Source organism: Halobacterium wangiae, assembly GCF_021249345.1.
In the GTDB taxonomy this organism is placed as follows: domain Archaea; phylum Halobacteriota; class Halobacteria; order Halobacteriales; family Halobacteriaceae; genus Halobacterium; species Halobacterium wangiae.
In genome coordinates this window covers 2,239,529-2,266,488 of sequence record NZ_CP089588.1, presented here as the reverse complement: position 1 = coordinate 2,266,488, position 26,960 = coordinate 2,239,529, and the positions used below count along the sequence as shown (strand labels likewise).

Below are 26,960 nucleotides of genomic sequence, written 5' to 3'. Positions count from 1 at the left end.
GTGGCTGTCGGTCAGTAGTGGCGGCGTTCGACCTCCTCTGCGAACGCGCGCGCCAGGCCGGCGCCGACCTTGCACGTCGAGTAGGAGGCGTCGTCGAGACGAGCGACCGGACGGACCTCCCAGGTAGTGTTCGTGAAGAACACCTCGTCGGCGTCGTGGAGGTCCTCCGGGGTGTAGTGGCCCTCCTCGACGGGGATACCGACGTCCTCGGCGAGCTGGACGACGGCCCAGCGGGTGATGCCGGGGAGCACCGGGAGGTCGAGACTCGGCGTCCGGAGCACGCCGTCTGAGACGAAGAAGACGTTGCTCGAGGCGCCCTCGGTGACCCGGCCCTCCGCGTCGACCAGCAGCGCCTCGTCGGCGTCACCCGCGTCGATGCGGGCGAGCACGCCGTTCAGGTAGTTGTGCGTCTTCGCGACCGCGGGGATGCACTCGTCGGGGACGCGCTGGACGTCGACCGTCCTCGCCGTCGCCGGCGCGTTCCAGACGCGCTCGCCGTTCGCCCCGCCACGCGGGAGCGGTTCGACGACTACGACCACGGTCGGGTCCACGTCGTCGTCGGGCGCGAGACGGCCGGACTGGACCCCCCTGGAGATGGAGAGGCGGACGTAGGCGTCCGCGAGGTCGTTGGCGGCGAGCGTCTCGTGGACGCGGCTCCGGAGGTCGCGACCGGAGAGTCCGTGGTCGATGCCGAGCGCGTCGCAGGTGGCGTTCAGACGCTTCTCGTGGGCGGCCCACGCGAACGTCTGCCCGCCGTACGCGCGAATCGTCTCGAAGGCGGCGTCGCCGTACTGGAACCCGCGGTCGCGGACGCTCACCGTGGCGTCCGCGGCGTCGACGAGTTCACCGTTTACGTGGTATTGCATGCGTCGAGGAAGCTACGAGTCATCTGCTTGCCGTGTGGCGTGAGGATACTCTCCGGGTGGAACTGGACGCCGGCGTGCGGTCGTTCGCGATGGCGGACCGCCATCACGACGCCCGCTCCGTCCGGGGCGTCCGTCCACGCCGTCGGTTCGAGCGCGTCCGGGAGGTCGGTCTCGGGGACCGACAGCGAGTGGTAGCGCCCGGTCTGGACGCGCTCGGGGAGGCCCGAGAAGACGCCGCGGCCGTCGTGGTGCACCGTCGACGGCTTGCCGTGGACGACCGACGGCGCGTGCCCGACCGTCGCACCGTTGGCCGCGCACAGCGCCTGGTGGCCGAGACAGACCCCGAGCGTAGGGTAGTCGAGGTCCCGGAAGACCGGCACCGAAACGCCCGCGTCCTCGGGCGCCCCGGGGCCGGGAGAGACGACGACGCCGTCCGGGTCGAGGGTTCTGATCCCCGCGACGTCGACCTCGTCGTTGCGCCGGACGACGACCTCGTCGGCGTGCTCGCCGAGGTACTGCACGAGGTTGTACGCGAAGGAGTCGTAGTTGTCCACGACGAGGACGCGGGTCACGGCGCACCACCCTCGCGGAGCGCGAACGCCTCGGCCTCCCGCTCGTCGAGGGCCGCGTCGATGGCGTCCACGAGCGCCCGGGCCTTGTCGAGGGTCTCCTCGTACTCCGCGCCGGGCTCGGAGTCGTGGACGATTCCCGCGCCGACGCGGAGGTGGTACGACTCGGCGTACCGGACGAGCGTCCGGATGACGATGTTCAGCGTGGCGTCGCCGTCGAAGCCGACGGCGCCCACGCTGCCGGTGTAGGGCCCGCGGCGAGTCGCCTCCACCTCGTCGACGAGCGCCATCGTCCGGGGCTTGGGCGCCCCCGTGATAGTTCCACCGGGAAAGACCGCGGCGACGGCGTCCGCCAAGTCGCAGTCCGCCCGCAGACGTCCCCGGACCTCGCTGACGAGGTGCATCACCTCGCTGTAGCGGTCGACGCGGCGGTACTCGCTCACTTCGACGCTACCGTACTCGGCGACCTTCCCGAGGTCGTTGCGTTCGAGGTCGACGAGCATCGCGTGCTCGGCGCGCTCCTTATCGTCGCTCGTCAGGTCGGCTTCGAGCGCCTCGTCCTCGGCCTCTGTGTCCCCGCGGGGCCGAGTGCCCGCGATGGGTTCGGTGACGAGGTCGCGACCGCGGCGTTCGAGCAATAGTTCCGGACTGGCCGAGACGAGGTCGACCCCCGGGAACTCCACGAGCGCGGAGTACGGTGCGGGGTTGGCCTCGCGGAGCGCGGCGAACACCGCCACGGGGTGGACGCTCGCGGGCGCTTCGAGGCGCTGGCTCACGTTCGTCTGGAACGTGTCGCCGTCCCGGACGTACTCCTTGATGGTCCGTACGCGGTCCTCGAAGGCCGCCTGGCCGCAGGCGCTCTCGAACGGCGCGCGCTCCTCGGTCGGCGGCGGCCCCACGCCCGGGTCGCCCTCGTGGACGCGGTCGGCGAGTGCGAGGACCTGCTCGCGCCCCCTATCGAAGGCGTCGTCGAACTCCTCGACGGGCACGTTCGCGACGAGGCGGAGCGGGTCCCCGGCCTCGAACGGTTCGCGCCACGCCGCGACGACCGGGTAGACGCCGAACTGGAGCCGGGGGAGTCGACGGTCGTCGGTCGCGTTCGCGGGGATGGCCTCCAGTTCGCGAGCGACGTCGTAGGAGAGCCAGCCGAACAGCCCGCCGGGGTGCGGTATCTCGCAGTCACCCCGTACAACTGTGTCGCCGATCTGGTCGCGGAGTGCGTCCAACGCGCCGTCCTCGTCGGGGCCTACGGTCAGGAACGCCTCGGGCGAGACGCCGAAGTAGCCCCAGCCGTCGCTGCCGCCGGTCGTCTCGTAGTAGAACCCCGGTTCATCGCCGTGGGCGCGGCGGTAGGCCGCGAACGGGTCGTCGACCGAGGTGGTGGCTTCGACGACGACGCGACTGTCGGCTGGCGCGTCGGCGACGGCCGCACGGAGGGCGTAGCGGTCGGAGACAACCGCTACCCGCCCGTCACGCATTCCTCGGCGACCGCATCAGCTGCGGTCGTTCGCGCTGTCGACCCAGCGCCCGACGCGCTTCGCGGAGAGGTCGATCTGCTCAGCGAGTTCCTCGGGGTCGGCGGCCGCGAGCTCCGCGACCGTCGAGACGCCCGCGTTCTCGAGGCGTTCGGCGTACGCCGGCCCGATGCCGTCGAGGTCGGTGACTGGTTCGCCGTCGTCGGCCGGTTCGGCGTCTTCCTCCGCTGCGTCGGCTTCCGTCTCCGCTTCGGCCTCCTCGACGTCGGGTTCGGCCTCTTCGACGTCGGCCTCCGGTTCGTCCTCCGTCTCCGATTCGTCCTCCGTCTCCGGTTCGGCCTCCTCGACCGCGGGCTCCTCGTCGGCCTCGCTCGGGTCGGCCGGGTGCTCAGCCTCGGTGGCCGCGCCCGCGTCGGTGTCTGTCGGCTCGTCGTCCGTGGTCGTCGGTTCGTCCGCCTGCTCGGCGTCCGTGGACGGGTCGCGCTCTACGGTCACGTCGACGCCGCTGCCAGCGGAGCGGTCGCCGTCGCCCGCACCGAGCAGCGACTTCAGTTTCGAGAGTAGTCCCATTAGGACCCCATTTCAACTGCCCGCACTTAAAGCCGTGCCCGGAGCACCCGGTTCATCGCGTCGACCGGTGCGTCCCGGCCCGTCCACAGTTCGAACGCCGCGACGCCCTGGAACAGCAACATCCACGCGCCGTCGACCGTCGTCGCGCCTGCGGCCTCGGCGTCCCGGAGTAGGCGCGTCCGGAGCGGCGTGTAGACGGCGTCGAGCACGGCGAGGTCGGCGTGGAGCGCGTCGGCCGGGACCGGCGATTCGTCCGTCTCCATGCCGACGCTGGTCGCGTTCACCAGGACGTCAGCGTCCGCTAGCAGCGACGGCACGTCGTCGAGGGCGTGACCGGTGCCGCCGACGTCCTCGGCGAGTTCCGCCGCGGTTTCGACCGTCCGGTTGGCGACCTGGACGTCCGCGCCGGCGTCGGCGAGCGCGAACGCCGCGGCGCGACCCGCACCGCCAGCGCCGACGACGACCGCCCGCCGCTCCGCGAGCGCGACGTCGTGGTGGGCGAACGCACGCTGCACGCCGGCCACGTCGGTGTTGTGGCCGGTCGGTTCCGACCCGGAGAAGTCCACGGTGTTCACTGCCCCGACGCGCGCCGCGAGGTCGTCGACGTCGACGAGGTCGCGGACCGCCTGCTTGAACGGAATCGTGACGTTCAGGCCGTCGATGCCGAGCGCGTCGGCGCCGAGCAGCGCCGCCTCGAGGTCCGCGCGAGCCGGCTCGAAGGTGACGTACCGGGCGTCCAGCCCGAGTTCCTCGTAGGCCGCCTCGTGCATCGGCGGCGACAGCGAGTGTTCGACCGGCGACCCGACGAGACCGAATACCTGCATACCCCCACCGAGTACCGGCGTTCTCATAACTGGTACCCACACCGAACCGCTTTTTGCTGCGAACCGAATCCCGGCGGGTATGGTCGAACCGCTACTCGTCGACGGCGCGATACTCCTCGTGGGTATCGTGCTCCTCTATCTCGGTGCCGAACTCCTCGTGGCTGCGGCCTCCGCCCTCGCGCTCTCCCACGGCCTCCGGGCCGCGACGGTCGGCGTCACCGTCGTCGCGTTCGCCACCACCGCCCCCGAACTGTTCGTCAGTTCAATCGGCGGCCTCACCGCCTCGGACAGCATCGCCCTCGGCAACATCGTCGGGTCGAACATCGCGAACATCGGCCTCGTCCTCGGGACGGCGGCGTTCCTCCGCCCGATGGCCGTCGACGACGACATCCTCTACCAGCACGGGCCGTTCATGCTCGCCGCCGCAGTCGCCCTCGTCGTACTCTCCCTTGACGGCGCGCTCACCACGCTCGACGGCGCGCTCCTCCTCTCGCTGCTGGCGGCGTTCACCGGCTACCTCTACTACCAGTCGAGAAACGGGTCGGTGAAACTCCCCGAGGACGTCGAGTTAGAAGCGGAGAACACGACCGCCGGCGCCCGGGAGTACCTCACCCTCCTCGGCGGCATCCTCCTGTTGCTCGTCGGCTCCCGGAGCCTCATCCTGGGCGGTCGCGGGGTGCTCACCGCCTGGGGGTTCAGCGACCTCGTCATCGGACTCACTATCATCGCGTTCGGCACCTCCGTCCCCGAACTCGCCACCTCGGTGGTGAGCGCGCTCCGCGACGAGGCCGACTTCTCCATCGGCAACGTCGTCGGGTCGAACATCTACAACGTCCTCGCAGTCATCGGAATCGTCGCGCTCCTCGTCCCCATCACCGTCGACGCGAGCACGATGGCCTACGAACTCCCCGTGATGCTCGGGTTCACGTTCGTCGCGCTCGGCATCATGGGCGTCGGCGAACGCGTCACCCGCGTCGAGGGCGTCGGCCTCATCGCCGGCTACGCCGGCTTCATCTACTTCCTCCTCCCCTGAACCGCAAAGCGTTACTTTCGCCGAGGCGGACTGTGTACGTACATGCTCGTCGACCGGCTCAAACACCCCGGAGCAGCGCTCGTACTCGCGGCGCTGCTCACCCTCCCGTGGGTCACCGTCGAGCTGACCGGCGGCCCCGGAGCCAACAACTTCTCGGACGTCCTCACGGTCACCGTCAGCGGGGTGGCGGTGCTCGGCGCGTCGTTCCTGCTCGCGTGGGGCGCCGAGACCGCCGAGAAAGACGTCCCACGGGCGTTCGCCATCGCCGTCCTCGCCGTCCTCGCCGTCGCCCCCGAGTACGCCGTCGACGCGCTGTACGCGTGGACCGCCGGCGCGAACGTCGGCACGCCGCGCGGCATGGAGGCCGCCAACCTCGCCGTCGCGAACATGACCGGTGCCAACCGCATCCTCATCGGCCTCGGCTGGTCCGGCATCGCCATGTTCACGGTCTACCGGGCGACCACCTCCCGCGACGTCGCCGTCGAACGCCGCGAGGGCTTCCTCGCGAGCCGCGTCCAGCTCGACCGCAACATCAGCACGGAGATCGCGTTCCTGCTGGCGGCGACCGCGTACGCCTTCTTCGTGCCGTTCAGTGGCGGTATCGGCATCCTCGACACCGTCGTCCTCGTCGGGCTCTACGTCGCGTACATCGGGATCATCATCCGCGGCGACGTGGTTGCCCACGACGACCAGGTCGGCGTCCCCGCCTACCTCCAGGGGTTCGTCCGACGGTACCGGATCCCCATCGTCATCGTGTTGTTCGCGTACTCGGGGCTGATGATCGCGACGGCGGTCCACCCGTTCGCCCACGGCCTCGAGTCCATCGGCGAGGCCGCCGGCATCCCACCGTTCTTCATGATCCAGTGGATCGCGCCGCTGGCCTCCGAGAGCCCTGAGCTCATCGTCGTCGCCTACCTCGTCAACAAGGCGCGTTCGACCGCGGGGTTCAACGCGCTCATCTCCTCGAAGCTCAACCAGTGGACGCTGCTCATCGGGACGCTCGCCGTCGTCTACAGCATCGCCGCCGGACAGATCGGCACGCTCCCCTTCGACGAGAAGCAGCAGGCCGAGATCTGGATCACGGCCGCCCAGAGCCTGTTCGCCATCGCCATCCTCACGAACTTCACGATCAGCCTCCGGGAGGCGCTCACGCTGCTGGTCCTGTTCGCCTCGCAGGTCGTCACCGAGTTCGCCATCATCCGGACGGTCGCCAGCGAGGCGCGAGCGACGGAACTCAGCATCCTCCTGCTCGACGCATACACCGTCGTCTACCTCGCGCTGGCGCTGTACCTCTTCGCCGCCCGGCGCGAGGAGGTCCTCTACCTCTTCCGGAAGACCGCGAGAGACGCCAGCGACGCCATGGGGCGGACGTCTGCCGCGGAGACGGACGACTAACGCCAGCCGTTTTACCGCTCGCGTCCTACCGCCGGGCGTGATTGGCATCGTCGTGAGCAGGGCCGACAGCGCGTCAGCGCACATCGGGGACCACCTGCTCGACCTGGGCGACTTCGAGCGCACCGACGAGGACGTCTACCACGCCGACGGCTTCGAACTCCGGGAGTTCGACGACCTCCACCTCGACCTCGACGGCGTCGCCGCCGCCTTCGACGACCCCGAGTTCGTCGTGTTCGTCTCGCGGCACGCCGGCGACACGGGACCGCTGCTCACCGCCCACTTCACCGGCAACTTCGGCGCCGCGGAGTACGGCGGTTCAGACCGGTCGCTCCCCCCGGCGTGCCCGAACGCCCACCGGCGAGTCGTCGCGGCACTCGACGCCCACGCTCCCGACGGCTACGACGTGGGCATGGAGTGTACGCACCACGGACCCACGGACGTCGGCGCACCGTCGATGTTCGTGGAACTCGGCAGCGGGGAGGACGAGTGGAACGACCCCGACGGCGCGCGAGCGGTGGCGAAGGCCGTCCTCGACCTGCGCGGCGTCCCTCCCCGGACGGACCGCTCGCTGGTCGCGTTCGGCGGCGGTCACTACGTCCCACGCCCCGAGCGCATCGTCCGCGAGACGTCGTGGTCGGTCGGCCACGTCGCCGCGGACTGGGGTCTCGCCGACCTCGGCGACCCACGCGAACACGCCGACGTGATCGACCAGATGTTCGAGGCGAGCGGTGCGACGCGGGCGGTCGTCGACGGCGAGAAGCGGGCCGTCGAGTCGGTCGTCGCGGACCTCGGCTACCGCGTCGTCAGCGAGACGTGGGTCCGGGAAGTGGACGGCGTTCTGCTGGACCTGGCCGAGTCCCTGGAGACCGACCTCCAGTCCGTCGACGACGGGCTGCGTTTCGGCGACCCCGCCGCGGCCCACCGGGGGGACTACGTGCTCGTCGACCTCCCGCCGGAACTGCTCGACGCTGCCCACGCCACTGACGCCGAGGCGACCGTCGACGCGGGACGCTCGACCGCGCTGGCCGTCGCGACCGAGGAGAACGGGAACCGCCTGACCGGCGCCGCGGCGTTCGCCGACGAGGACGCCTACGCGACGTTCCTCGAACGGGTCGTCGCGGTCCTCGAATCGGACTACGACGACGTGACCGTTGGCGACGGGACCCTGACGGCGAGTCGCGAGACGTTCGACCCGGCGGCCGCCAGCGAACAGGGCGTCCCCGAGGGACCGGCGTTCGGTCGGCTAGCGAGCGGCGAGACGGTGACGGTCGACGGCCGGGAGATCCGCCCGGCGGACGTCTCCCGAACCGAGTCGCTGTCGGTTTCGGTAGGCTTCGGCTACCGTGCGCGTGAGCGCGTGCGACGCCCGTCCGACGCGGAGGGGAAAGGTAATTAAGCCTCACACGCTACCCGTTAGCCAACAATGGACTCGATTGTGCAGGACGCCATCGACGAGGCCGAGGACGGCGAGGAACCGGCCTCGGACTCCGGTGACGTCCAGTCGGAGGGGGCGTCCTCCACCGTCCCTACCGGGGAGATGACCGACGACGAACTCGAGGACGTCCTCCAGGAACTCCAGACGAGTATCACGGTGGTCGGCTGTGGCGGCGCCGGCTCGAACACGGTCGACCGGATGGCCACGGAAGGCATCCACGGCGCCGACCTCGTCGCCGCGAACACCGACGTCCAGCACCTCGTCGAGATCGAGGCGGACACGAAGATCCTCATGGGCCAGCAGAAGACCCAGGGTCGGGGCGCCGGTTCGCTCCCCCAGGTCGGCGAGGAGGCCGCCCTGGAGTCCCAGGACGAGATCCGGGACTCCATCGAGGGCTCGGACATGGTGTTCGTCACCGCCGGCCTCGGCGGCGGCACCGGCACCGGCTCCGCGCCCGTCGTGGCCAAGGCCGCACGCGAACAGGGTGCGCTCACCATCGCCATCGTCACCACGCCGTTCACCGCGGAGGGCGAGGTCCGGCGCACGAACGCCGAAGCCGGCCTCGAACGCCTCCGCGACGTCGCCGACACCGTCATCGTCGTGCCGAACGACCGCCTGCTCGACTCCGTCGGCAAACTCCCCGTCCGCGAGGCGTTCAAGGTCTCCGACGAGGTCCTCATGCGCTCGGTGAAGGGCATCACCGAACTCATCACGAAGCCCGGCCTGGTCAACCTCGACTTCGCCGACGTGCGCACCGTCATGGAGAAGGGCGGCGTGGCCATGATCGGTCTCGGCGAGGCCGACTCCGACGCGAAGGCCGCCGACTCCGTGAAGTCCGCCCTGCGCTCCCCGCTGCTCGACGTCGACATCTCCTCGGCGAACTCCGCGCTCGTCAACGTCACGGGCGGCCCCGACATGAGCATCGAGGAGGCCGAGGGCGTCGTCGAACAGCTCTACGACCGCATCGACCCGGACGCCCGCATCATCTGGGGGACCAGCATCGACGAGGACCTCGACGGCGAGATGCGCACGATGGTCGTCGTCACCGGCGTCGACTCCCCGCAGATCTACGGCCGCAACGACACCCCGGAACCCGAACCGGAACCCGACGGCGGCGCCAGCGACATCGAGGACATCGACTACGTCGAATAGTACCTTTTTACTCGTCGGGTCGCCTTCGGCGACCACTCCTCGCAAAAAGCTACGCTAAAACCTCCCGCGAGCCGGAGGCTCGCGGCGAACAGCGCGCTGCGCGCGCTGATGCTCGCATTACTCCCCGGCCAGCATTCCAATAGATAGAAAAGCGAGCGCCACAATCCTCCTACCATGGACGTTCCCCTAGAGCTTTCCGCGTACACCCGCGTGCTCCGCCTCGCCAGCACGCCGTCGTGGGAGGAGTTCTCCCAGATCGCCAAAATCGCCGGAGCGGGCATCTTCCTCATCGGCCTGCTCGGCTTCCTCATCTTCCTGCTGATGAGCGGCGTCACGTCGGTGATCTGAGATGCCGGTGTTCGCCGTCAAGACGACCGCGAGCCAGGAGCAGACCGTCGCGAGCATGATCGCCAACCGCGAGGAGGAGGCGATCCACGCGGTGCTCGCGCCCGACGCGCTCACGAGCTACGTGATGGTGGAGGCCGACGACTCCAGTATCATCCAGCGCGTGATGGACGAGATTCCCCACGCGCGCAGCCTCGTCCCCGGGAAGTCCTCCATCACGGAGGTCGAGCACTTCCTCTCCCCGAAACCGGACGTCGAGGGCATCGCGGAGAACGACATCGTCGAACTCATCGCCGGCCCGTTCAAGGGCGAGAAGGCCCAGGTCCAGCGTATCGACGAGGGCAAAGACCAGGTCACGGTCGAACTGTACGAGGCGACCGTGCCGATTCCGGTGACGGTCCGCGGCGACCAGATCCGCGTGCTGGACTCCGACGAGCGCTGAACTCCGGGAAGTCACCGACCGACGTTTCTGCCGTCTCTCCGTTCGAGTGCGACGTGTTCTGCCAGTACTGCCGCTGGGACGGATAGAAACGGAGTGGGTGGAGTGCGGGACGCAGTCAGCTAGTCGTCGCGGTCGCGGGGTCGGAGGTGTCGAGGCTGTCGGCCGTCTCGTCGCTCAACAGGTCCTCCAGCAGGTCGACGTCGAGGGCGGCGGCGACGTCCTCGAGGACGGCTTCGCGTTCGCGGATGGCGGAGGCGTCGCCGTCGTAGTAGCGGACGTACTCCGCGCGCGTGTGTTCTTCCAGCCCGTGCTTGACGGCGAAGTAGCCCTCGGGCACCGTCTCGCCGCAGATCTCGCAGTCGTGGGACGCGTGGTCGGTCACCTGGTGCGCGAGGAGCGCCTCGATGGTGTCGAACGCCGACCCACAACCGGTTATCGCACACTCCCACCCGGACATGCCTCCGTCTACCCCTAGCGCGCAGATAAACTTTGTGTCGACGTGGGGGCCACGAAACCCGAGCCGTCCGCCATTCGTCTGCCGAGTGTCTGACGAACTATCACTGGAGAGAACGAGGTAACGGGCTCCTAAATCGGGCTCGACGTTCTGCTGGCGGCGCTCGCGGCTCAGTGAGCGGCCATCTCGGAGACGACGTTGACGCAGTAGACCCCCGCGACGATAAGTGTCAGCCCGACGACGCCCGCCAGGTCGAGGGGTTCGTCGAACGCGAGGACACCAATAGCCGCGACGCCGACCACACCGAGTGCGGCCCACGTCCCGTACACCACGCCGATAGGTAGGTCCTCCAGGGTGAGCGAGACGAGGTAGAACGCCACCCCGTAGCCGACCACCACCCCGACGCTCGGTAACGGTCGCGAGAACCCCTCGGAGAGTTTCAGCGCCGTCGTCCCCAGGAGTTCCGAGACGATTGCCGCGCCGAGCAGTGCGTACGGGTTCATACCAGGAGGCGGGTCCAGTAGTTGGATAGCTATTTCGCTCGTTCTCGCGGCACGAATCCGGACCGGAGTGCGTCGCCCGAGTAGCACGTCGTTCTACTCCCCGCACTTCCCGGAATCTTCGATTCCCGGCGTCTGGCTCGCTACTGCTCGCCAGACTTCCGAGAGACGCAGTCTCTCGGCGAGTGGGTCGTTCTACTCCCCGCTCTGCCTGTAGATCAGGTTGCGCTGGATCTCGTTGGCGCCCTCGTAGATGACGGGGATGCGGACGTCGCGGTAGACCCGGGCGATGCGGCGGTCGGTGAGGTTCGAGCGACCGCCGTGGAACTGCATCCCCTGTTCGGCGTTCTGCGTGGCGACCTCCGTGGACTTCGTCTTCGCCATCGCAGCCCACAGTCCCGGGTTCTCGTAGGCCTCGACCTTCTCTGCGGCGCGGTAGTTCAGCGCACGCGCAGCCTCGAACTCCGTTCGCATGTCCGCGAGGCCGTGCTGGACGGACTGGAAGTCGGCGATGTGGCGGCCGAACTGCTCGCGGTCGTGGACGAAGTCCCAGGCTTCCTCCAGGGCCGCGGCGGCGAGGCCGAGGCCGTGTCCGCCGACGACGACGCGGCCGTGGTTGAAGAAGTCCGCGAGCATCATGAACCCGGCTCCCTCGCTGCCGATTAGGTTCTCCGCGGGGACCCGGCAGTCGTCGAATACGACGTGGGCCTGCTTGGACGCGCGCATCCCCATCTTCTCGGGGATGTGCTCGGCCTCGTAGCCGTCGGTGTCCGTCGGCACGGCGAACAGCGAGTAGTTCATGTAGCGGTCGTCGGTGTCGGCGGTCTTCGCGTACACCGTCAGCCAGTCCGCCTCGACGCCGTTGCCGATCCAGTACTTCTCGCCGTTCAGGACGTACTCGTCGTCGTCGCTGTCGGCGGTCGTCTGCATCCCCGCGAGGTCCGACCCGACGTCGGGTTCGGAGACCGCGAGGCCGGTTATCTGGTCGTTCTCCGCGACCGGCCGGAGGAACTTCTCCTTCTGCTCATCGGTGCCGTACTCGCCGAGCATCTCCGCGCCGAAACTGGCTAGCTGGAGCGTCAGCGCGATGCCGGCGTCCGCGCGGTAGAACTCCTCGGCGATGGCGAGTACCTGGGTCAGGTCGAGGCCGCGACCGCCGTACTCCTCGGCGATGTCCTGGGCGACGAGGCCAGCGTCCATCCCGGCCTCCAGGACCTCCCAGGGGTAGTCGCCGGTGCGGTAGTACTCCTCGGCGTTCGGCGCGATGTGCTCGGCCGCGAACTCGCGGGCGTCGCGTTTCACGTCCCGCGCGTGCTCGGGAACGATGTCCTCGGAGAGCAGATTCAGGCCCATACGAATCGGTGGGTCGCCAGCCGGATAAATCGACTCGGAACCGGCGACAACGGGGCCAGGGTTCACGCGGGAACCGTAAATCGCTAATCACGGGCGCTCGAACTGGCTCGTGTGCCGACGACACGGGTCGACCTCCACGTGAAGGTGCTCGACGACGAGGTGGTGCGTCGAGCGAAAGCGGCGGGCATCGAGGTCCTCGTGTACGCCCCGCACTTCACGCGACTACCCGACATCCGTGACCGCGCGCGAGAGTTCTCCGACGACGACCTGCTGGTGGTGCCGGGCCGGGAGCTGTTCACGGGGTCGTACCGCGACCGCAAGCACGTGCTCGCGGTCGGTCTCTCCGAGGGGATTCCGGACTTCGTGACCCTCGACGGCGCGCTCGCGGAGTGCCAGTGGCAGGGCGCCGCCGTGCTCGCCCCGCACCCGGAGTTCCTCAACGTGAGCCTCAGTGCCACCGACGTCTGCGAGCTGCGCGACCGCATCGACGCCGCGGAGACGTACAACCCGAAACACCTCCCGCACCACAACCGCCGCGCGGCGACGCTCGCCGACGCGCACGCCATCCCCGCCTTCGCCTCGTCGTACGCCCACCGCTCGGAGACGGTCGGCGAGGTGTGGACGGAGTTCGACACCGACATCAACGACGAGGAGAGCCTCGTCGACGCGCTCAAGTCCGGCGTGGAATGCCGGACGGGACACCGCACGGGCCTGGGCCACCGCGGCCGTTGTCTCGCGGAGAAACTCCACCTCGTCTACGAGAACACGTGGGAGAAAGTCGACAGACTGCTGCTCTCCGGGATGGAGCCCACCCACCCGCGCCACATCGCCTACGGCGGCGAGTTCGACGACGTCGCGGTGTACTGACCGGACGCTGGCGCCGTCGTGGTACGCTTGCCGTCGCAAGCCCGCGCCTTGTCCGTTCCCCGGACTGAATTGGAACCGATGAGCGAGACACACCAGCATGACCTCGACGGAGCGACGGTGGGTATCTTCCTCACTCCGCGGGGGCCTGCGGAGGTCGAGTTCACCGCACCGAAGCGGGTCGTCTCCGGAGCTGGCGTCGCCGAGTGCGCCTCGGCCGCCGACGAGTAACGACCGCCTGGAGACCGACAGTGCCAGAGAACCAGACACGACTCAGCACCGAGGAGATCGAGGATCGAATCAAGCAACTGGGCCGGTTCTCCCGGTTCGTCAGGGCGGGCCTCGGGGTTATCCTGTTCGCCTTCCTGCTCGCCGTCGTCGGGCGACTCCCGTACAACCTCGACAGCGTCGCGAGCGCCGTCGACGCCGTGCTCATGCCGACCATCTTCGTCGGGATGGGGTTGCTCCTCTACGGCATCGGGATGCACCTCCACGTCATGCACCTCAACCTCGTGGCGCAGCTGCGGATGCGTCGCGCCGACGACGAGGACGGTGATTCCTGAGGAGAGACGGGCGGACTGTCCTCTCAAGAGAGCCTGGTGAGCCGCGTCAGCACGTTCGCAGCCTCACTCGGGAGGTACTCCGGAGCGACGTGGACGACGATGGCGACGACCGCGAGTTCGATCGCAGTGATGAGAACGGTGACGACCGTGGCGTAGTTCGAGACGGTGGTAACGCCGACCGGGAGCCCGTACTCCTGCGGGGAGAACGGGTAGAACAGCGCGATGCCGCGCTTGCTCCCGACCACGTCGAGCACGTAGTGGGTGAGGACGCCCAGCCAGACGTACTGGAGGTTGCCGAAGTAGGCGGGGAAGAGGTACAGCAGCGCCAGCACCGGGAGGTTGTGCAGCGTCTTGCGGTGTTTCCCGAAGTCCGTGTCCACGTCCGGGAACAGCGCGCCGAGCACCACCGGGATGAGTACGGCCGCGATGGTCCGGAGCGTCTCGACGCCCCCCGACGGGTAGAGAACGTAACCGAGGCCGACGGCCAGCAACGCACCGTTGAGGACGTGGTCTCCCTTGTTCACAGCGGAATCTGATGCCGGGGCTACGTCACCGTTTCGAGTTCGTCCGCGACCGCACCAAGCGCCCGGCGGGCGATTTGCTCCTTGATTTCACGCCGGTCGCCGTCGAATACGTGGTGTTCGACGGTCGCGTAGGAGGACTGGGTCCCCCAGTCGCCCGCGTACGCGACGCCGACGTACACCGTGCCGACGGGTTTGTCGTCGGTTCCGCCAGCGGGCCCCGCGATACCGGTAGTCGAGACACCCCACGTCGTGCCCGCGCTGTCGCGGACTGCCCGCGCCATCTGCCGGGCGACCCGTTCGCTGACGGCGCCGTGCTCGTCGAGCGCCTCTCGGGCGACGCCGAGGTCGAGTTTGGCGTCGTACGAGTACGTGACGAGGCCGCGGTCGAAGTAGTCGCTCGACCCGGCGACATCGGTGAGCAGCGACCCGACCAGGCCGCCCGTGCAGGACTCCGCGGTGGCGAGGGTGTGGCCTGCCTCGCGGAGGGCGTCGCCGAGCGTCTCCTCGACCGGCGGGTCGACAGCGAACTCTCGCATACCTTCCGCTACTGCGGGATGCGACAAGAAGGTACGGACGCCCGGAGCACCCGCTACCGGGCGAAAGACACACGTACTCCGGTACGGACTCTCCCGTATGGAGTACGAGGAGCCGCTGTTCTTCCGCGTGATGGAGTACGCGACCCACGCCGACGGTGACGTCATCGACATGGTCTCGGGCAACCCGGACTGGGGGTCGCCGCCAGCGGTCGCCGAGGGCCTCCACCAGTACGCCGACCAGGGAGGGATGGCGTTCCAGTACCCGCCCAGCGTCGGCCTGCGGGAACTCCGCGAGGAGATCGCGGCGCGCAGGCAGGTGCCGGTCGAGCAGGTGGTCGTCACGAACGGCGGCGGCGAGGCGAACTACCTCGCGATGGGGCGCGCACTGGAGCGCGGCGCCGGCGACGAAGTGGTGATGACCGACCCGGTCTACCCCTACTATCCGGGGAAGACGACGATGCTCGGCGGCACCCAGCGGTTCGTCGAGACCGAGGCCGACGGCAGCCTCGACCCCGCGGCGGTCCGCGACGTCGCGAGCGAGGACACCGCCTGCATCATCGTCAACACGCCCAACAACCCGACGGGCGCCGTCTACGACGAGGCCACGATGGCGGAACTCGTCGCCATCGCCGAGGAGAACGACGCCATCCTGGTCAGCGACGAGGTGTACGACCACTTCGACTTCTCCGGGACGTTCACGAGCGCCCTCGAGTTCGACTCCGAACACCGCATCGTCACGAACTCCTTCTCGAAGTCCCTCGCCATCACGGGGTTCCGCGTCGGCTACACGATCGCCGAGGAGGCACACACGGAGCCGATGAAGTCCCGGCACATGCTGACGAACGTGACGTCGAGTCGCCCCCCACAGGCCGCAGTGCTGCACGCCCTCCGGGAGACCGACCCCGACTACTACCGGGAGAGCCGCGAGTTGCTGCGCGAGCGCGTGGCGACGTTCACCGACGCTCTCGACGACGCGGGCGCGGAGTACACGGAACCCGACGGCGCGTTCTACGTGCTCGCGCGGTTCCCGGACTTCCCGGGGAGCCTGGAGAACACGTTCGAACTCATCGACGAAGCTGGCGTCGCGGGGATGCCCGGCTCCGGTTTCGGAACCACACACGACGACTGGCTCCGGTTCGCGCTCGTCTCCCCGCGCGTCGATGAGGCCGCCGACCGACTGGCGGCCTACTTCGGCTGAACGCGGCGCGCCGTCGACGTGGACCGGGCGGAGTCCCGCGACCGACGGATTCACCCCGCTGGGTCGCTCATCCCGGAGCATGGACGAACTCGAGGTCGAGGCAGTCGACTCGCTCGACCCCGGCGTGACGACGGGAACCGCGGAGTACGTGCTGTACGGCGGGAAGGGCGGCGTCGGCAAGACGACGATGGCGGCGGCGACGGCGCTCGCCAGCGCGAACGAGGGCACCGCGACGCTCGTCGTCTCCACGGACCCCGCACACTCGCTGTCGGACACGCTCGGCGTCGACGTGCCGGCTCGACCCGCACAGGTGTTCGACGACCGGCCGCTGTGGGCGGTCGAGATCGACCCGGACGACGCGCTCTCGCAGGCCGGGATGTTCGGGCAGGACGGCGGCTTCGCGGGCGGGATGGACGCGTTGCTCGGCGGGACGGCGGGCGATAGCGCCGACGACGCGGCGATGATGCCGGGTGCCGACGAGGCCGCCGCGATGCAACTGCTGCTAGAGTACATGGACGACGAGCGCTTCGACCGCGTCGTCGTCGACACCGCACCCACTGGCCACACGCTCCGCCTGCTGGAACTCCCCGAGGTCCTGGACTCGATGGTCGGCCGGATGATGCAGCTCCGGGAGCGACTCGGCGGCATGATGGACGGCCTGAAGGGGATGTTCGGCCAGGGCGACGAGGACGCCGAGCAGGGCTTCGGCGACCTGGACGCAGTCAAGGAGCGCGTCGAGCGCCTCCGTGCGGTGTTGACCGACCCCGCGCGCACGGACTTCCGCGTGGTGCTGGTGCCCGAGGAGATGAGCGTCATGGAGTCCGAGCGCCTCGTCGCCCGCCTCGACGAGTACGGCGTCCCGGTCGGCACCGTCGTCGTGAACCGCGTGATGGAGCCGCTGGCGGACGTCGCGGACGTCCCGGCGGACGCGTTCGTCGCCCCGAACCACGAGGACTGCGCGTTCTGTGCACGCCGCTGGGAGGTCCAGCAGGGGGCGCTCGCCCGGGCCCAGGAGCTGTTCCGCGGCCCCGACGTGAAACGCGTCCCGCTGCTCGCCGAGGAGGTGCGCGGTGAGCGGCCGCTACGCGTGGTCGCTGCTTGCCTGGACTGAGTAGGACAGGGAGGGCAGCGAGCAGTGGACTTCCGCCCTACAACAACTCGAACCAGTAGGACTGACTCCGCCGTTCGCCGAAGTCGACGGAGCCCAGTTCCAGTCCACCTAGCGAGAGCGTCCCGGAGAGGCCGCCAGTGACCGGGAAGCCCCGTAGTTCGACTGTCTCCGCCTCGAGTATCTGCTCGTCGAACACGAACGTCACCGACCCGTCCTCGCCGCCGAGCCACCGCCACGACTTGGCCTCACTGGAAGCCTGCGCGTAGACGCCGCCGCTGTAGTGTGGTTCCGGTCCCTCGGGACCGATGTTGTAGGGTTCGACGACCGCTTCGTGGTCTTTTTCGAAGGTGATCGTCTCGAGGGCGAACGCGAGGTCGCGGTCGTCTGCGGGCGGGATGTCGTCGCCCGTTATCACGGACTCTTTGACCGTCTCCTCGAAGGAGAGAGTGAGGGCGACCGTGTCGTCGATCCAGTGGTCGAACTCGTCTTCCGATATCGTGTCGCGGATGATCTCGAGGTCGCTCGTCCCGTGCTCCTCGGACGGTTCGACCTGCGTGTGTTCGTGCCACTCGTTCCACGACGTGACGAACGACAGGTCGACCGTCGGGTCGAGGTACGCCTGGGTGTACTCGCAGACGCGGCGCGTCCGCTCCTCGCTGCGCGTGAGTTCCGGTCGGTCGTAGTCGTCGTTGATCATCCGGTTGCTGAACCCCGGCATCATCACCGGCATGAACACGCAGTCGGTGTCCTTGGCAGCGAGCAGCCACTCGGGGTAGAACGACGCCATCCGCTCGGCGAAGTTCTCGTCGATGTCCGGTATCGAGCGGAACATCTCGTAGGCGGTGACGCCGTCGGCGGCACGCATCAGCTTCCGGTCGTGCGTCGTGGGGAACCGCCAGTCGACGATCTCGAGGACGACGAACAGCTCCTCGCCGGCAGCCTCCTCGGCGGCCGCGAGCGCGGCTTCGACGTCGCCCTGGAGCTGGTCCGCGGCGTAGAAGTAGAGCACTGGCCTCCCGTCCACGCGGAGGTAGTTGTCCTCGCCGAAGTAGTGCTCCGAGAGGTACGCCACGTCGTCGACGAACTGTTGCCTGGTCTGGTCGTCGTCGAAGGACCGCGGGAGGTCCTCCCCGAGCATCTCGAGGGACTCGTAGAGGATGCAGAACTCCAGGTCGTCGGTCGCCTCGTTCGGGAGGTAGTGGTTCTGCAGCGTCTCGTCCTCCCAGCTACCCTGGCCCCACCAGCTCGCGCAGAACGCGTCGACGCCGTACTCCGTCGCCCAGTCGACGTGCTGTTCGACGACCGCTTCGTCGCGCGAGTCGTAGTCTGAGACGACGGGTTCGTCGACGAAGGCCCGGTGGCGGTCCGGGCCGTACCACGGGTAGTAGTTCGCGACGACCGTCGAACCCGACTCCTCCCGCATCCGGGGTCGGGTCACGTACTCGCTCAACCCGCGTCGGGAGATGGCCTCCCCGTCCGTCGGAACGAGCGACACCTCGACGCCGTAGCGCTGCCCACCGGGGACGGGGCGTCTCACCTCGATCTCGGTCTCCGTCGGTCCCTCGCGGTCCCGTACGACCGTCTCACCGGTTCCGAACGAGACGTCGACTCTGTCGATGCCGTCGGGATGGGACCCCTGGCCCGTGACTTCGACGTGCGTAGTCCCCTCCGAGTCGACTGTCTCGAGGGAGACGGCCAGCTGGCGCTCGACCGACGGTTCCGAGTTCGTCGTGGTCCCGTCGGTCGTGGGTTCGGGGTCGGTCGTGGGTTCGGGGTCGGTCGTCGTTTCCGAGGGCGTCGTCTCGGACGGCGAGCTGTTACACCCAGCGAGTGCGCTGGTTCCGAGAACGCCAGCCAGGAACCGCCGACGCGAGGCAGAGCGGTCGTCAGACATGCTACCCGAGTGATAGCAACGACAGATAAAGTATGCGGTGTCTCCTGGGACGAGCGTCGGAAAACGCCGAAGAGCCCCCGAGGTACGCTTCGCTCACGGCACGCCATCGACGTGCATTCCCCAGTCGTGTAAGAATTCGTATCTGATACCGAGGCGAAGTCCCGGAGTGGAGAGTAGTTGGGAACAACATGCGGAGTACAGTTTTCCATGCAATCGCCGTCAGTGAACGGTGGAGGTCTACTCCACATGTCACAGAAACAACAACGAGCGTCGAGTACGAGCAACCCGCAGACGAACCTCTACAGTACAGCCGTCAATCTCCCGGAGGAGAGCCGTGTTCCGGTGATCCAGACGCTGAATCAGGTACTCGCCGACACCACCGACCTGCGGTCCCAGGCCAAGTTCGCCCACTGGAACGTCAAGGGCCCGGACTTCTTCCAGCTCCACCTGCTGTTCGACGAGATCGCGGAAGAGCTCTCCGAGCACGTCGACCTGCTCGCCGAACGCGCCACCGCCCTCGGGGGCCAGGCAGTTGGGACGACCCGCATCGCGGCCAGCACCAGCCGCATCCCGGAGCCGCCGGTCGAAGCGGTCGACGAAGTCGAGTACATCGAGTGGCTGGCCGACCACGTCGGCCGCCACGCGAGCTTCCTCCGGGAGGCGATCGATCAGGCGGCCGGGCTCGGTGACGAGGACACCGCCGACCTGCTCACCGAGATCTCCCGCGAGGTGGACAAGCAGCTCTACGTGCTCGAATCCCACCTCCAGATGGAGGTCCGGAGCCAGGTGCCGGCGACGATGGGCCAGGCCCAGGGAACCTCGGCGAAGGGCAGCACTGGGCAGAGTCTCGGCGGCGAGGAGGCCGCCAGCCGGTCGGTCTCCGGCTCCGGGAGCCCTACCTCGCAGATAGAGATCCAGACGGGTCCTCCCCAGGCGATGGCGCCAGCGCAGGGTGTGCCACAGGACATTTCGGCACCGATCAGCGCACCCCAGAGCATGCCGCAGGACGTCGCCCAGCCGATCGAGGCCTCCCAGGGCTCGCTCCAGGGTGGCTCGAGGGGAGTCGGTCAGCAGCAGGGCTCGTTCCAGTCCCAGCAGCGACAGCGCCCGCCCCAGCAACCGCCCCAGCAGCGGCCGCTCCAGTCACAGCAGCAGAGCCAGCTCCCACCACAGCAGACGCCCCAGCAGCAGACGCCCCAGCAGCAGGGACCCCAGCAGCAGAGCCAGGCCCCGCCACAGCAGCAGCGCCCGGTTCCGTCCCAGCAGCAGCCGCCCTTCGGGTCGCAGCAGCAGAGCCAGCTCCCACCACAGCAGACGCCCCAGCAACAGAGCCAGCTCCCGCCACAGCAGCAGTTCCCACCACAGCAGACGTCCCAGCAGCCGATGAGTCAGTCGTCGGGCGTCTACGGCGGCGCATCCAGCTTCGAATCCGCGAGTAGTGCGTTCCAGGAGCCGCCGACGCAGCAGCGACTGTAGACCTCCAGACCCGAGACTCCACTGAGGGGCGACTCAGTGGAGACCGCTCCGTCGAGGAGAACGCGGCGCTGTCCGCCGTTGCCGAATTTTTTCGAACGTCGTCGAGAACAGACGAACGCGAGTGCGGACGTGCTCGCTTCTCAGGCGTCCCGTGGCCCGAACTGGTCCGGTTCGGCGCGGTCGCCACCGCCCGTGCCTCCGGTGCCGCCACCGGTTCCACCGGTGCCACCAGTCCCGCCACCCGTACCGCCGGTGCCGGCACCGCCGCCACCACCGTCTTCGCCCTCGGCGTCGGGCGACCCACAGCCCGCGATCAGCGCGGTCACGACGGTTCCAGTCGCGGCGAGCAGTCGTCTTCGTTGCATGCTCAGTCGGACGGAATCCGGTTCATTAACGGTTATTGCAGGGATGTACGGTTCGGTAGCCAGTTACCAACACGCTGCCCACGAGCGGAGCGCGGTCCGCGCGGTCAGTGGAGGTACTTCAGCGCGAGGCCGTAGACGGAGTCGAGCCAGCTACTCGGGAGGAAGCGTGCGGCGACGCCGTACTTGCCGGCGCGCGCGACCGGGTAGCGGGCCTTCGGGTCCGTGCTGACCGCCGCCTCGGTGATGACCTCGGCGACGCGCTCGGGTGGAACGGCGCCGACGCCGTTGACGGCGCTCGCGTCCTCGAAGAACCGATAGATGGTCTCGTAGACGCCACTCGGATCGAGGTCGTCGACCTGGCGCTCCGCGCGCTCGGTGAACGACGTCTCCACGGGCCCGGGTTCGACGAGTGCGACGTCGACGCCGAACTGCGAGACCTCACCGCGGAGCGCGTCGCTCATCCCCTCGAGCGCGAACTTCGAGCCGTTGTACGCACCCATCCCGGGCGTGGCGACGCGGCCGGCGACGCTGGAGACGTTCACGATGGTCCCGTCACCGCGGTTCCGCATGTGTGGCAGCGCCGCCCGGACGAGGCGGTGTGGCCCGTAGACGTTCACGTCGAACTGGCGGTGGAGCGCCCGCGTCGGTACGTCCTCCAGCGGCCCCAGCTGTGCGTACCCCGCGTTGTTGACGAGGCAGTCAAGTCGGCCGTGGCGGTCGACGATGTCCTCGACGACGTTCTCACACTGCGCCGGCTTCGTCACGTCGAGTTCGGCCGTGTCACAGCCGGCTTCCGCGAGCGCCGCGACGTCGTCGGTGTCGCGTGCGGTGGCGACGACCGTCCACTCCTCGTCGAGCAGCGAGCGCGCCGTCGCGTCGCCGATACCCGACGAACAACCAGTGATGAGCGCGACCTTCTCCATGTCGGACCTGTCGGGCGCCCCGAAGTTAACGCTTCACCTCTCTGGACGCGCTGTGTTTGGTTCTGGTGGCTGGAGGTCCGCGACCGTGTCCCGACCCGCTACCGACCGGACTACTCAGAAAGTCCCGGCGTGCTCGCGTCCGCTCGCTCGCTGTGCGCCTCACTTCGTTCGGTGCTTGCGTCGCGAGCGAACAGGTGAACGCGAGCACGCCGCCCCTTTCAGTCCTCCCGTCGGGCAGTTGGTCACTCGGACTTCAGTTCGTCCGCGTACGCGTCCGCCAACCGTGTGGGTTCGGGGAGTTTGTAGCCCGTGCAGGTCGCCTCGACGACGTCCACCGCAGTCTCCGCGTTCACGCGGTGGCCGGGGCTGACGATGAGGGGGTTGACGTACCGCGTCCCGGGGTTCGGGTACTGCCGGGACTGGTAGGCGTAGCCGACCACCGTCCCCGCTGGTGCGTCCATCGAGTCGTCGGCCTCGATGGCGACGCGGGCGCCCTCGGGGAGCGGGTCGTCGAGTGCGGTGCGGGGCGATCCACAGAGCAGGTTCTTCGCCACGCCGACTGCGGGGACGTCGAAGAGGACGCCGACGTGCGTGGCGATTCCGGCCTGCCGGAAGTGGATGCGGCCGCTGCCGTCGAGGACGAGCACGTCCGGGTCGACGGTCAGCGACTCCAGGGCGTCTACGATGGCGGCGCCCTCCCGGAACGAGAGCAGGCCCGGGATGTAGGGAATCTCGAGTGGTGCACGGCCCGCGGCACGCTCGACGACGGCGCCGGCCCGGATCGCGACCGCGGCACTCACGGACTCCGCGTCGAGGAACGCCTGGTCGACGCCGACGACGACTGGGGCGTCGCTGACAGTCAGAGCCGTCTGCTCGTCGGGCGTCGCCGAGAGCGCCGCGTCCACCGGGTCGAAATCGATACCGTCCTCGAAGATAGCGTCGGCCGCGAGTTCGCGCTGCAGGCGCTCCATCTCCGCGCGGGAGAGCGCGGCGTCGGGGAGGTACTCGGGGTGGACGACGCGCATCTCAGCGGCGGCGGCCCGGACCGCCCGGTCCACCGGGCCCGCGCCCGCCGCCGAACTGGAGCTGCCGGGGTGCACGCTCGCCCTCCCGCTTGAGCTTCGCGCCGTAGGCCAGGCCGAGACCCAGACCGGCGAGGTGTGCGATCTGTGCGACGCCGCCGGCGCCGATGCCGCCGGCGCTGGAGACCAGGATGGAGTAGCCCGCGAACAGCGCGGTCGCGATCCACAGCGGCATCGGGATGATGAAGTAGAGGTAGATCCGGAGGTTCGGGTTCAACACGGTGAGCACGCCGAGCAGCGACGCGATGGCGCCGCTCGCGCCGAGCACCGCGGAGCCGACGTTGAGCGCGGGGTTCAGCGGCTGGCCCCACCACGAGGGGTTCATCAACAGCGAGGCGCCGACCTGCGCGAGACCGGCGAGCACGCCCGCCGCGACGAACAGCGCGGCGAACTTCTTCGACCCGATGCGCTGCTCGACCACGGGGCCGAAGAAGTACAGCACGATGCTGTTCAACAGGATGTGAGTGAACCCGCCGTGGGAGAACACGGACGTGAGCCACGTCCACACGTACAGCGGGTTCGAGGTGGTGACCGTGAACAGCGCGTACCAGTCGCGGGTGAACGCCCCGACGCCGAGAGCCGGCGCGACGACGAACTGGAGGAGGAACGTCACCCACATCAGGCCGAGGAAGAGGTAGGTGAAGTTCCCGCGGAAGTACGCGAGCACGCCGCCGCGTCCCGTGTCGATGGAGATTCGGTCGGCGAAACTCCCCTGGCTCCCGCCGGGGTTGTCGACGCTGTCGTCGAAGCCGCTGTCGAAGACGCCGTCCGGGTCGCCCCAGCTGTCCAGTCCGGGACAGTCGTGGTTCTCGGGGAGTCGATGCGCCGAGCAGTAGGTGCCGCCGCAGAGCCGACACTGGTATGGCATCGATTCCTGGGCGCCACACCGGTCACACGTCGCCATTGACGGGGATTAGGGAGGCCTGTGGATATTGTTTTGGGTCGTCGTACCCTAGTGGCATCTGACTATGCTGCTCGACTCGGTATCGGTTAGCAGACTACCCAGAAAGCCCCGGACGTGTCGACTCGGGGGACTCGCTGTGCGCGCTCGCTTCGCTCGCGTGCTTGCATCGTCCGCCGTCGTCGACACGCCCGCCCCTTTCAGTCCTCCCGTTGGCCAGTTGGTCAACCGGTTCCTGGCGGATTGAAAGGGCGAGGTTCGCTCGGCGTCTCCGCGAGCGAAGCGAGCGGATGGCTCGGAAGACGAGCAACGCGAGTCTTCCGGCGAACCCGGGCGAAGCAAGCACCGCAGCCGAAGGCGAGGAGCGCAGCAAGCCCCGGGAGTCGAGCGAATCGAGGGCTTTCAGCTGTTCGAATCGACGGAACCCCATCAACACATTCCGGAAGCAACTAGCAGCCACGGGGCTTTTGCTGTGTCCACTGGTAGAGGCACGTATGCGCGAGTACGAGCGCAAGCAACTCCTCGAACGGGTCGACCGCGAGGGGGCGACCATCGGCGCGTCGATTCCCGAGGAGATAGACCTGCAGGGGGAGTCGTTCGCGCTCCAGCCGTTCGTCTTCGAGGTGAAGAAACACGACAGCGTGCCGGCAGCGCTCCGCGAGGAGGTCGAGGAGACCAAGAAGCTCCTGCGCCGAGAGCGCGTCCAGCGCCGCGAGCGCCTCGAGGAGGCCGACATCACGCGGGAGGATGGCGAGGAGATCGTGGCCGTGCTGGTTGGTATCGACCGCGCGCTGAACGCCCTGGAGTCGCTGGGGCGGACGAGCATCGAGGCCGAGGCGAAGGCCAGCGAACGTGCCGACCAGAAGCGCTGGTACTCGTTCCTGAAGGAGGCGCTCGGCCGCGACGACAACGAGGGGATCCGGCGGTGAGCCGGAACGCCGAGGTGGCGGCGCTGCTGGAGGAGTACGCCGCTCGCCTAGAGGCCCGGGACGTCGAGTACAAGCCCAGCACCTACCGCCGCGCGGCCGACAACGTCCGGGACCACCCCGAGCCCGTCGAGAACCTCGCGGCGGAGGGCGTCGACGCCGTCGAGCGGATACAGGGCGTGGGCGAGGCCATCGCGTCGAAGATCGTGGAGTACGTCGAGACCAGCGCGATAGAGGAACTCGAAGAGGAACGCGAGAGACTCCCCGTCGACATCGGGGAACTGACCGCCGTCGAGGGTGTCGGCCCGAAGACCGTCGGGAAACTGTACGAGGCGCTGGGCGTCCAGACCCTCGACGACCTCGAAGCGGCCGCGGAGGCCGGCGAGATACAGACCGTCTCGGGGTTCGGCGAGACGACCGAGCAGAACATCCTCTCGGGGGTCGCCTTCGCTCGCGAGGCCCAGAAGCGCGAACTGCTGGGGGACGCGCGGCCCGTCGGTGAGGCGGTCAGGGAGTTCGTCCGGAGCCACGACGCCGTCGAGCGTGCGGACGTCGGCGGGTCGCTGCGCCGCTGGAAGCCCACCATCGGCGACGTGGACGTGCTCGCGGCGAGCGACGACGGCGAGGCCGTGGGCCGCGCGCTCACCGAGTGGGAGCGCGTCGGCGAGACCATCGACTTCGGGCCGACGAAGACGAGCGTCTGGATGGACGGCGTGCGCGTCGACCTCCGCGTCGTCGCCGACGAGGAGTACGGCGCCGCGCTCCAGTACTTCACGGGCAACAAGGGCCACAACCTGACGCTGCGCAACCGCGCCATCGACCGCGACCTGAAGGTCAACGAGTACGGCGTCTTCGACGTCTCCAGGGTCGAGGACGAGGAGGGCCAGCGCGTCGGTGAACTGCTCGCCAGCGAGACCGAGGAGGACGTCTACGAGGCCGTCGGCCTGCCGTGGATGCCCCCCGAACTGCGCGAGGACCGCGGTGAAATCGAGGCCGCGGCGAACGGCGACCTCCCGGACCTCGTCGAACTCGAGGACGTCCGCGGCGACCTCCACACCCACACCGGGTGGTCCGACGGCGCGCTCCCGGCCGAGGACCTGGTGGCGGGCGCCGCCGAGTTCGGCCACGACTACGTCTGCATCTCCGACCACGCAGAGGGACCGGGTGTCGTCGCCGACAGCGGCCTCTCCGACGCGGAACTCCGCGAGCAGGCCGCGGAGGTCGAGTCCGTGCGCGCGGAGGCCGAGATCGAGGTGTTCCACGGCACTGAGGCGAACATCGACACCGACGGGAACGTCGGGAGTGTGAGCGACGACGTGCTCGCGGACCTCGACCTCGTGATCGCCAGTCCGCACTCTGGCCTCGGGGACGGCGACGACCAGACCGACCGGCTGATCCGCGCGGTCGAACACCCCGAGGTGGACGTGCTGGGCCACCCCTCGGGGCGCCTCATCAACGACCGCCCGGCGATGGAGTTCGACGCCGGCGCGCTCGGCGAAGCGGCCGCCGACGCGGGCACCGCACTCGAAGTCAACAGCAACCCCCACCGCCTCGACCTCTGGGGGAGCGCCGTCAAGAGCGCCGTCGAGGCGGGCGCGACCATCGCCATCGACACCGACGCCCACTCCGTCGGCGAGTTCGCGTACATCGAGTACGGCGTGCACACCGCCCGTCGCGGGTGGGCCGAGACCGCCGACGTACTGAACGCGCGGGACGCCGACGGCGTGCGCGAGTTCCTCGGCTGATGGCCTTCCTCGTCGACGCGATGTGCGGCGACCTGGCGCGTCTCCTCCGGATGTGTGGTCACGACGCCGTCTACGTGCTCGACCGCGGAATCGAGGACGACGACGAAGTCAGGCGCCTCGCAGTCGACGAGGACCGGACGCTCGTCACGCGGGACCGCGACCTCGCGGCGCGGACGCCGGAGAGCGTGCTCGTCGTCGCGAAGGACACCGACGAGCAGTTGCGCGAACTCGCCGCCGTCGGCGTCACCCTCGAACCTGCGGCGGGCGAACGCTGTGGCGCTTGCAATGGCGAACTCGAAGACGTCCCGGCCGGTGCCGACCTCCCAGAGTACGTGGCCGACGACGCCGACCCCGTCTGGCGGTGTCGGGACTGCGGTCAGTTCTTCTGGCGCGGTAGCCACTGGACGGACGTCGAACGGCGGCTAGAAGAGCTTTGAGT

The 26,960-nt window shown here is 68.8% G+C and carries 30 protein-coding genes; 15 read left to right on the top strand and 15 right to left on the bottom strand.

The annotated features are described in order from the left end of the window. Positions 1-11: 11 nt before the first annotated feature. The 5 genes from LT965_RS11890 to LT965_RS11870 are packed head-to-tail and all read right to left on the bottom strand — an operon-like array spanning position 12 to position 4,304. A complete protein-coding gene (locus LT965_RS11890) occupies positions 12-866 on the bottom strand; it encodes an aminotransferase class IV (RefSeq protein ID WP_232701018.1) in 855 nt (284 codons plus the stop codon). Beyond that, complete coding sequence (locus LT965_RS11885) at positions 851-1,438, bottom strand: anthranilate synthase component II (protein ID WP_232701017.1); 588 nt, start codon at positions 1,436-1,438, stop codon at positions 851-853. The genes LT965_RS11890 and LT965_RS11885 overlap by 16 nt, the downstream gene beginning before the upstream one ends. Then, positions 1,435-2,913 carry an aminodeoxychorismate synthase, component I gene (pabB, locus tag LT965_RS11880; RefSeq protein WP_232701016.1) on the bottom strand — a complete coding sequence of 493 codons (1,479 nt, stop codon included), beginning with the start codon at positions 2,911-2,913 and terminating at the stop codon, positions 1,435-1,437. Before pabB ends, LT965_RS11885 begins: the two co-directional genes overlap by 4 nt. 15 nt (positions 2,914-2,928) lie before the next feature. Further along, positions 2,929-3,480, bottom strand: coding sequence for a helix-hairpin-helix domain-containing protein (locus LT965_RS11875; protein WP_232701015.1), 552 nt, complete (start codon positions 3,478-3,480; stop codon positions 2,929-2,931). Positions 3,481-3,506: 26 nt separating this feature from the next. Beyond that, positions 3,507-4,304, bottom strand: coding sequence for a shikimate dehydrogenase (locus tag LT965_RS11870; RefSeq protein ID WP_232701014.1), 798 nt, complete (start codon positions 4,302-4,304; stop codon positions 3,507-3,509). Between the two features lie 79 nt (positions 4,305-4,383). On the opposite strand from LT965_RS11870, the gene LT965_RS11865 reads away from it, so the two are divergent. From LT965_RS11865 to LT965_RS11840, 6 genes are all read left to right on the top strand, one after another. Further along, entirely contained in the window at positions 4,384-5,337 is a 954-nt protein-coding gene (locus LT965_RS11865) for a calcium/sodium antiporter (RefSeq protein WP_232701013.1), read from the top strand. 42 nt (positions 5,338-5,379) lie between these two features. Continuing rightward, positions 5,380-6,732: a sodium:calcium antiporter gene (locus LT965_RS11860; RefSeq protein WP_232701012.1), complete on the top strand. Its 1,353-nt coding sequence runs from the start codon at positions 5,380-5,382 to the stop codon at positions 6,730-6,732. A gap of 37 nt (positions 6,733-6,769) precedes the next feature. Then, entirely contained in the window at positions 6,770-8,128 is a 1,359-nt protein-coding gene (locus LT965_RS11855) for a D-aminoacyl-tRNA deacylase (protein WP_232701011.1), read from the top strand. A 27-nt stretch (positions 8,129-8,155) separates the two neighbouring features. Beyond that, positions 8,156-9,319, top strand: coding sequence for a cell division protein FtsZ (gene ftsZ, locus LT965_RS11850; protein ID WP_232701010.1), 1,164 nt, complete (start codon positions 8,156-8,158; stop codon positions 9,317-9,319). Positions 9,320-9,493: 174 nt separating this feature from the next. After that, positions 9,494-9,667: a protein translocase SEC61 complex subunit gamma gene (locus tag LT965_RS11845; RefSeq protein ID WP_232701009.1), complete on the top strand. Its 174-nt coding sequence runs from the start codon at positions 9,494-9,496 to the stop codon at positions 9,665-9,667. Position 9,668: 1 nt separating this feature from the next. Beyond that, positions 9,669-10,106 (top strand): transcription elongation factor Spt5, encoded by a 438-nt coding sequence (locus LT965_RS11840; RefSeq protein WP_232701008.1) that lies wholly within the window; start codon positions 9,669-9,671, stop codon positions 10,104-10,106. A gap of 115 nt (positions 10,107-10,221) precedes the next feature. On the opposite strand, the gene LT965_RS11835 is transcribed toward LT965_RS11840, so the two are convergent. From LT965_RS11835 to LT965_RS11825, 3 genes are all read right to left on the bottom strand, one after another. After that, positions 10,222-10,563, bottom strand: coding sequence for a DUF7565 family protein (locus tag LT965_RS11835; RefSeq protein ID WP_232701007.1), 342 nt, complete (start codon positions 10,561-10,563; stop codon positions 10,222-10,224). 167 nt (positions 10,564-10,730) lie between these two features. After that, on the bottom strand, positions 10,731-11,063 hold the full coding sequence (locus tag LT965_RS11830; RefSeq protein WP_232701006.1) for a DMT family transporter: 333 nt from the start codon (positions 11,061-11,063) through the stop codon (positions 10,731-10,733). Positions 11,064-11,255: 192 nt separating this feature from the next. After that, complete coding sequence (locus LT965_RS11825; protein WP_432419298.1) at positions 11,256-12,413, bottom strand: acyl-CoA dehydrogenase family protein; 1,158 nt, start codon at positions 12,411-12,413, stop codon at positions 11,256-11,258. A 111-nt stretch (positions 12,414-12,524) separates the two neighbouring features. Here LT965_RS11825 and LT965_RS11820 point away from each other — a divergent pair, with 111 nt between their 5' ends. From LT965_RS11820 to LT965_RS11810, 3 genes are all read left to right on the top strand, one after another. Then, complete coding sequence (locus LT965_RS11820; RefSeq protein ID WP_232701005.1) at positions 12,525-13,280, top strand: PHP-associated domain-containing protein; 756 nt, start codon at positions 12,525-12,527, stop codon at positions 13,278-13,280. A gap of 78 nt (positions 13,281-13,358) precedes the next feature. Continuing rightward, positions 13,359-13,508 carry a hypothetical protein gene (locus tag LT965_RS11815; RefSeq protein WP_232701004.1) on the top strand — a complete coding sequence of 50 codons (150 nt, stop codon included), beginning with the start codon at positions 13,359-13,361 and terminating at the stop codon, positions 13,506-13,508. 20 nt (positions 13,509-13,528) lie between these two features. Beyond that, positions 13,529-13,840, top strand: a complete 312-nt coding sequence (locus LT965_RS11810) for a hypothetical protein (protein WP_232701003.1) — start codon at positions 13,529-13,531, stop codon at positions 13,838-13,840. Positions 13,841-13,863: 23 nt separating this feature from the next. Here the strand turns inward: LT965_RS11810 and LT965_RS11805 are convergent, their stop codons facing one another. Further along, a complete protein-coding gene (locus LT965_RS11805) occupies positions 13,864-14,364 on the bottom strand; it encodes a metal-dependent hydrolase (protein WP_232701002.1) in 501 nt (166 codons plus the stop codon). 20 nt (positions 14,365-14,384) lie between these two features. Then, on the bottom strand, positions 14,385-14,900 hold the full coding sequence (locus LT965_RS11800; RefSeq protein ID WP_232701001.1) for a CinA family protein: 516 nt from the start codon (positions 14,898-14,900) through the stop codon (positions 14,385-14,387). A gap of 97 nt (positions 14,901-14,997) precedes the next feature. Here LT965_RS11800 and LT965_RS11795 point away from each other — a divergent pair, with 97 nt between their 5' ends. Both LT965_RS11795 and LT965_RS11790 read left to right on the top strand, forming a co-directional pair. Further along, positions 14,998-16,098 (top strand): pyridoxal phosphate-dependent aminotransferase, encoded by a 1,101-nt coding sequence (locus LT965_RS11795; protein WP_232701000.1) that lies wholly within the window; start codon positions 14,998-15,000, stop codon positions 16,096-16,098. A 79-nt stretch (positions 16,099-16,177) separates the two neighbouring features. Then, positions 16,178-17,209: an ArsA family ATPase gene (locus LT965_RS11790; protein WP_232700999.1), complete on the top strand. Its 1,032-nt coding sequence runs from the start codon at positions 16,178-16,180 to the stop codon at positions 17,207-17,209. Between the two features lie 37 nt (positions 17,210-17,246). Here the strand turns inward: LT965_RS11790 and LT965_RS11785 are convergent, their stop codons facing one another. After that, positions 17,247-19,103: a glycoside hydrolase family 99-like domain-containing protein gene (locus LT965_RS11785; protein ID WP_232700998.1), complete on the bottom strand. Its 1,857-nt coding sequence runs from the start codon at positions 19,101-19,103 to the stop codon at positions 17,247-17,249. 246 nt (positions 19,104-19,349) lie between these two features. On the opposite strand from LT965_RS11785, the gene dps reads away from it, so the two are divergent. Continuing rightward, positions 19,350-20,579, top strand: coding sequence for a DNA starvation/stationary phase protection protein Dps (gene dps, locus LT965_RS11780; protein WP_232700997.1), 1,230 nt, complete (start codon positions 19,350-19,352; stop codon positions 20,577-20,579). A gap of 140 nt (positions 20,580-20,719) precedes the next feature. On the opposite strand, the gene LT965_RS11775 is transcribed toward dps, so the two are convergent. The 4 genes from LT965_RS11775 to LT965_RS11760 all read right to left on the bottom strand — a co-directional run bounded on the left by LT965_RS11775 (position 20,720) and on the right by LT965_RS11760 (position 23,853). Next, positions 20,720-20,944 carry a hypothetical protein gene (locus tag LT965_RS11775; RefSeq protein WP_232700996.1) on the bottom strand — a complete coding sequence of 75 codons (225 nt, stop codon included), beginning with the start codon at positions 20,942-20,944 and terminating at the stop codon, positions 20,720-20,722. A gap of 104 nt (positions 20,945-21,048) precedes the next feature. Beyond that, positions 21,049-21,867 (bottom strand): SDR family oxidoreductase, encoded by an 819-nt coding sequence (locus LT965_RS11770; protein WP_232700995.1) that lies wholly within the window; start codon positions 21,865-21,867, stop codon positions 21,049-21,051. Positions 21,868-22,109: 242 nt separating this feature from the next. Next, positions 22,110-22,892, bottom strand: a complete 783-nt coding sequence (locus LT965_RS11765; RefSeq protein ID WP_232703584.1) for an endonuclease V — start codon at positions 22,890-22,892, stop codon at positions 22,110-22,112. Position 22,893: 1 nt separating this feature from the next. Then, the gene (locus LT965_RS11760; protein WP_232700994.1) at positions 22,894-23,853 is read right to left on the bottom strand and encodes a rhomboid family intramembrane serine protease; all 960 of its coding nucleotides are present in this window, start codon (positions 23,851-23,853) and stop codon (positions 22,894-22,896) included. Positions 23,854-24,344: 491 nt separating this feature from the next. On the opposite strand from LT965_RS11760, the gene LT965_RS11755 reads away from it, so the two are divergent. The 3 genes from LT965_RS11755 to LT965_RS11745 are packed head-to-tail and all read left to right on the top strand — an operon-like array spanning position 24,345 to position 26,958. Continuing rightward, a complete protein-coding gene (locus LT965_RS11755) occupies positions 24,345-24,779 on the top strand; it encodes a DUF5788 family protein (RefSeq protein WP_232700993.1) in 435 nt (144 codons plus the stop codon). Continuing rightward, positions 24,776-26,521 carry a DNA polymerase/3'-5' exonuclease PolX gene (gene polX / locus LT965_RS11750; RefSeq protein WP_232700992.1) on the top strand — a complete coding sequence of 582 codons (1,746 nt, stop codon included), beginning with the start codon at positions 24,776-24,778 and terminating at the stop codon, positions 26,519-26,521. The genes LT965_RS11755 and polX overlap by 4 nt, the downstream gene beginning before the upstream one ends. Then, positions 26,521-26,958 carry a DUF5615 family PIN-like protein gene (locus LT965_RS11745; protein WP_232700991.1) on the top strand — a complete coding sequence of 146 codons (438 nt, stop codon included), beginning with the start codon at positions 26,521-26,523 and terminating at the stop codon, positions 26,956-26,958. The genes polX and LT965_RS11745 overlap by 1 nt, the downstream gene beginning before the upstream one ends. The last annotated feature ends 2 nt before the right edge of the window (positions 26,959-26,960 follow it).